5 protein-coding genes are annotated in these 6,057 nt (G+C 49.8%); 3 read left to right on the top strand and 2 right to left on the bottom strand.

Going from position 1 to position 6,057, the window contains the following annotated elements; all coding sequences use genetic code 11:
- Positions 1–459 (bottom strand): carbonic anhydrase (locus PHU49_13445; GenBank protein MDD5245012.1); only part of this gene is annotated, 459 nt, incomplete at its 3' end.
- Positions 460–841: 382 nt separating this feature from the next.
- Between PHU49_13445 and PHU49_13440 the strand changes: the two genes are divergently transcribed.
- The 3 genes from PHU49_13440 to PHU49_13430 all read left to right on the top strand — a co-directional run bounded on the left by PHU49_13440 (position 842) and on the right by PHU49_13430 (position 3,952).
- On the top strand, positions 842–1,441 hold the full coding sequence (locus PHU49_13440) for an AMP-binding protein (GenBank protein ID MDD5245011.1): 600 nt from the start codon (positions 842–844) through the stop codon (positions 1,439–1,441).
- 20 nt (positions 1,442–1,461) lie between these two features.
- Entirely contained in the window at positions 1,462–2,829 is a 1,368-nt protein-coding gene (locus tag PHU49_13435; protein MDD5245010.1) for an acetate--CoA ligase, read from the top strand.
- A 214-nt stretch (positions 2,830–3,043) separates the two neighbouring features.
- On the top strand, positions 3,044–3,952 hold the full coding sequence (locus PHU49_13430) for a class I SAM-dependent methyltransferase (GenBank protein ID MDD5245009.1): 909 nt from the start codon (positions 3,044–3,046) through the stop codon (positions 3,950–3,952).
- Positions 3,953–3,998: 46 nt separating this feature from the next.
- Here the strand turns inward: PHU49_13430 and PHU49_13425 are convergent, their stop codons facing one another.
- A complete protein-coding gene (locus tag PHU49_13425) occupies positions 3,999–5,525 on the bottom strand; it encodes an ABC transporter substrate-binding protein (protein ID MDD5245008.1) in 1,527 nt (508 codons plus the stop codon).
- Positions 5,526–6,057: the final 532 nt, after the last annotated feature.

The following is a 6,057-nucleotide window of genomic DNA, read 5'->3' as shown; positions in this document are numbered from 1 at the left end:
ATTTGCCCTGATGGCATTGTCCGTAAGATCGCCTTTTTTGCCTTTTGCCTTTTTTACCGCGGGGGCGATTGCCTTCACGATACCCCCGATGTGTCCGTGCGCCTCTCCGCCCTGTACGGTAGCGGTGACGGCGCCGCATTTTGAGTGGCCGAGGATGACAACGAGCTTGGTCCCAAGATGGTCCACGGCATATTCGATGCTGCCGAGGGCAACATCATCTACGATATTTCCGGCAACGCGGATAACGAAGATGTCCCCGAGTCCCTGATCGAAGAGAATCTCCGGTGGTATACGGGAATCTGAGCAACCCACTATCACTGCGAAGGGTTTTTGTCCTTTTGATACCTCTGCGCGGCGTCTTAACCCCTGGTTTGGATGTTTCTGTTTTAATGACGCATACCGCTTATTGCCATCGGTTAACTTCCTTAACGCCTGGTCTGCCTCCGTATGATGGGTCATAAAGCCCTCCAAAAATTTTTTTACCCTATAATAAATGATTCAGAAGAAATCATCAAGGGTTTCGTTGCCAATGTCTCCCTGCAATCAATAGTGTACAAGGCGGCTTTGTGAATATCCGGTACAAAACCTAAAATCAGCATATTTTTGCTGCCATACGGGCAGGTCTATCAAGCTGTCTGCTGATTCTATCTTGTGTGTCAACAAGGTCTGACATTACCCGAACGCTTGCGCTGACAACGCAGGGCGGGGGTTATCCCATAATTGTGAAAATATTAACAAAATTTTGTTGACAACCTTTGTATACATGTTTAAAATAATTCGTCTAACACAATTATAAGGATAACGAGTAGTTCAATCCAAATATTAAATCAGGAGGTTTTATATGGCAGCAATGAAGGAAGAAAACAACAAGTATTACCCGCCAAAGGAATTCGTTGACCAGGCATACGTAAAGAACCGCGCAGAGTATGAAAAGATGTGGAAGCAGTCTGTTGAAGACCCGGAAGCCTTCTGGGGTAACGCGGCAAAAGAATTGTTCTGGTTTAAGCCATGGCTGAAGGTTAACAGGGAAGATTTTGCCAAAGGTCAGTTGGAATGGTTTATCGGCGGCAAGACAAATATCTCTTATAACTGTCTTGACTATCAGATCGAAAAAGGCAAGGGCGATAAGGTTGCTATCCTGTTCCAGGGCGAGCCCGAAGACGACGTAGTAAAACTCACTTACAAAGAGATGCTGAAATTAGTATCAAGGTTCGCAAACGTACTGAAGAAAAAGGGCGTGCGGAAGGGCGACAGAGTTGCCATCTATCTTCCCATGATCTGGCAGCTTCCCGTGGCAATGCTCGCATGCGCAAGGATCGGCGCTATCCACACGATCGTGTTCGGCGGTTTCTCGGCAGAGGCACTCCGTGACAGGATCCTCGACGCCGGCGCAAAGGTCCTCATTACCGCAACGGTTACTGGCGTTCCGGTAAGAACGTAAGCTCCAAGGCAAATGCCGACATCGCATGCGACCACTGTGCAGCACAGGGTCACACAGTTGACAAGGTCATCGTTGTAAAAAGACTTGAAAAATTTGACGTTCCTATGAAGGCAGGAAGAGATACCTGGTTTGAGGAAGAACTCGCGGCATCAGATATCACCGACAATTGCCCCGCAGAGGAGATGGATGCAGAAGATCCTCTCTTCATCCTTTACACCTCAGGCTCCACAGGCAAACCGAAGGGTGTGCTCCATACCGTCGGCGGCTACATGGTCTATACATACCACAGCTTTAAATATATCTTCGATTACAAAGACAAAGACATCTTCTTCTGTACCGCAGATATCGGCTGGGTAACCGGTCATTCCTATATCGTGTATGGACCGATGGCGAACGGTGCAACATCGATCGTCTTCGAGTCGGTTCCCACATTCCCGAACCCCGACAGGTTCTGGCAGATTGTTGAGAAGTTCAAAGTCAGCATCTTCTACACTGCCCCGACCGCTATCAGGGCACTCATGAAAGAGGGCGATAAATGGCCTCAGGGTAAGAACCTCTCTTCACTGAGACTTCTCGGCTCCGTCGGTGAGCCCATTAACCCGGAGGCATGGCTGTGGTACCATAAATACGTGGGCGGAGAGAACTGCCCCATCGTTGATACCTGGTGGCAGACAGAAACAGGCGGCATCCTTATTACCCCACTTCCCGGCGGATGGCCGACAATACCGGGCTTTGCAACACTCCCGTATTTTGGTGTTCATGCCCGCACCCTGCAGTCAAGGTCTGATGCATCTAAACCGGCAGTAGACGCACCCGTGAACGAACAGGGTGAACTCTGCATTGCACGGTCATGGCCTGGAATGATGAGGGGTGTCTTCGGCGAACCAGAAAGATTCTTCAATACATACTTTGTACAGCAGCCCGGCTTCTACTTCTCCGGTGACGGGGCAATAAAGAACGAAGATGGCTATTTCAGGCTCATGGGCCGCATCGACGACGTCGTCAACGTATCCGGCCACAGGATGGGTACTGCAGAGGTCGAGGCAGCCCTCAACTCCTTAACTACAGCAGTCGCGGAGTCCGCCGTTGTCGGTTTCCCGCACGAAATCAAAGGCGAAGACCTTTATGCCTATATCATTCTGAAAACAGGCGTTGAAGGGACCGATGCCCTTAAAAAGGAACTCGTAGCACACGTCAGAAAAGAGATCGGTCCTATCGCATCTCCCGGCAAGATCCAGTTCGTCCCAGGTCTTCCCAAGACACGTTCCGGCAAGATCATGAGAAGGATCCTGAGGAAGGTTGCATCCGGCGAGATCGATCAGCTCGGCGATACCACAACACTTGCCGATCCGTCCGTTGTTGACGTGATCGTAAAAGGCAGGCAGTAAGATAGTCTGACACAACGAATAGCAAAGCCCCCGGAGAAACCTCCGGGGGCTTTTTTACGATATACGATCTTTTATGAATCGTATATAGTATATCGAAGATACAAGAGCAGTAATATATACAGATCGGTTGGGTTCACGATATACGATCTACGAAATACGAAATACGGTTTTTATGTATACGCTCAATTCAACGAAAGCCTACCATGTGGACCAGTTGGACACGCTCGGTTGGGAGCTGACGGTCTGCAATGCCCTCCGCCCCGAAGGGACACCGCTACGCAAAATACTTACCCGTGACAACTCTTTTGGTTATCTCCTCTATGATTATCTAAGTAAGGTTATGCCTATGGAGAAGATCACAAGGATCCTTGAAGTTGGCGGAGGTTACGGCTATCTGATGAAGGATTTCCTTGAAAGGAACAGTACGTTGGAGCCGTGCATGCTCGATCTTTCCCCCTTTCTTCTCCGGAAGCAGAAAGAGACCCTCCGGGGATACAATGTCTCGTACAGAGAGGAGGATCTTCTGGAGACAGACCGGGCCTTTCTTTCAGAGTTTGATCTGGCGGTCTTAAATGAAAATTTGGGAGACTTCCCGACCCTTGTTAACCTGAACAGCAACCTGTTCCAATCACCATCAGACATAACCGACCCGATCCTGAGGTCAGCGCTTCATTTTTTTACCACATACGATCTTGAGAAACCTGAGGGCGACTTTAATCTGAACATAGGAGCCCTGCAGGTCCTGGAAAAGCTCTGTACCGCGGGTATTCCGTATATCTATATGGGCGAGCATAGTTGCGAGGCCTCTGCGCCCGAAACGTTGAGGCCTTTCATTCATATTGAATCGACAGGAAACCCAGAGAGGATCGCGCTGAAAGGACACGACGAATATACGATCAAATTCTCCTATCTTGAAAATATTGCACGGGCCTTTAACTACCGAACTATCCGCGGGTCCTTTGCGGATTTCATCACATTCGACCTGACCGACGAACTCCGAAACATCCTTCTCGCCCATGGCAGGGCAAGTGATGAGGCGGAGATAGTATGCCAGTTTATAGAAGACCTCTTTCAATATGAATACACGATCATCTTCAAGGACGCTAATACCGAATTGCCTTAATTTTTTTGTACAACATTTACAATGGTAGTTTGGGCAGCCTGATCTGTTACCTGTTTTTCAGCTCCAGCATATCGCTGTCCTTCCGTTCGCTTCCCGCCGGTGGTAAAAAATTGAGCACGTCCCCGCTGACTCCGTAGCGCTCGACCTGCTCATAGAGAAAGACCCCCGGGACGTCGTCATGGATCAGGAGGAGGCTTTGACGGTAGATGGCACGCCTCTTTTCCGGATCCATCTCAAATCGTGCGGCCTCCAGCAGTCTGTCCAGTGCCGGGTTGGAATAGCTGGAATTGTGAGCGCCCGACGTAAAAAGAGGAACCAACACCCCGTCCGCATCGTACATCGAATTGCCCCATCCGAGGAGATAGATGGGTTCTACCCGATGGCTTTCATAGGCTTCCCGGTAGGCGGCCCATTCATATATCTTGACGCTGGTCCTGATGCCGACCTTGCTCAGCATCCCGGCGATCGTATAGGCAACCTGCCTGTCGAGGATATATCGTCCGGAAGGGGTGGCCAGCGCGATTTCAAACCCCTCGGGATAGCCCGCTTCCACCAGAAGTTTCCGTGCCTTCACGGGATCATAGGGGTAAGGCGGGATCGAGGGATCATAGCCGAAGACGGAGGGGACAAGAGGCGTGGCTAAGATTTTGCCGCTGCCCAGGAGCGTATCCCTGATCAAGGCCTCCTTATTAATAGCATAGCTGATCGCCTGGCGGACCCGCTTGTCAGAAACGGGGCTGCCTCCCGGCTTCAGGATGTTGAAGGCGATGAATATAACCCTGCCGCTTGGCCCGGAGATCACGTTGAGTTCCGGATGCTTCTGCAGATCGGCAACAGCGTAAGGCGGAACACCGGCCACAACCTGGACCTCTCCTCTTTTCAGGGCCTCCACGCGTTTTTTGGGATCGGCAATGCTTATGAAAACAAGGGTCCTGACCGTTGCCGGCTTTTTCCCCCAGTACTGTTCGTTCGCTTCCAGTTCGATGGATTTGCCCACCGTGCGCTTCACGAATTTATAGCGCCCCGTTCCGACGGGGTGTTGTGCGAAATACTCATCTCCTTTTTCGCGAATGTATTTTTCGGGAACGATATAGGCGGCAAAGGCCACCCGTTTCGGTAGAATCGGGTCGGGCTTTGCCGTAATGATGTGGACCGTATAGGGATCCACAGCGATAACGTCTTTGAATCCCGCGAAGAACGCCTTGAAAGGATTGTTCGCTTTCCGGGTCCTGTTGTAACTGAAGACGACATCGGCGGCCGTCAAGGGATCGCCGTTGTGGAAGAAGACGCCTTTCCGGATCTTGAATTCCCATATTGTCGGATTGATGTTCCGGTAGCTTTCGGCCAGATTGAGCGAGAGTTCGTTTTCCCCCGTGCTCCTCAGAAGGCCGTCGAAAACGGCAGAGCAGTAATTTAGGTCAACGGATGACGACGCCTTCTGGGGGTCAAGGCTTGTCACGTCCACGCCCCGGGCGATTACGATCTTTCCCGCTGCCGCAGCACCCGCACCAGCAGGCATGATCATTAGCAAGGAAGATACGAGAACCAACGTCACGGATTTAATGATCTTCATGTCACACCTCCCGCATTGAATGGATTTTCACCCTTTTCTTTTTGATTCACATCCCCTTTTTCATTTATCTTCATCGACTACCAAAGGTTGTTGTTCCCCTGTTGCAGTCGACGCTATCAATGTCTTCATCTCCCGCCTTTTTTCGTGATGTCACGGCCAATCACTCCTCGTTGATCTTCGTAGTATTCATGGCAATCCCTCCTCTTTATTTCTTTCCCGTCTTCAGCGCGTGTATGCTGCACAGTCGTTTGATAACAGGTGTTTGATAAGAGCCATGAGGGAGCATGAAGATAAAGTAGTTATGTGTCAGCCGGAATTGTTTATAAAGCACGAACACTTCAAGCAATCCCCCTTTCGACTATATAATTGAAGGGTGTTTTTTTGTCAAGGACTAATTGTTGGGCGTATCTCTTTTCATATGCAATAGTTAAACGATGAGGGAAAAGGATTTTTTAATTGACAATCTAAAGCAATTTATATAATTATTCTGCGTGTTCCCTGTCTCGGGGAGTACATAAAATAACGTATTCAA

It is taken from the genome of Syntrophorhabdaceae bacterium, assembly GCA_028713955.1.
Taxonomy (GTDB): Bacteria; Desulfobacterota; Syntrophorhabdia; order Syntrophorhabdales; family Syntrophorhabdaceae; genus UBA5609.
This window is presented reverse-complemented; position numbering and strand designations above follow the sequence as displayed.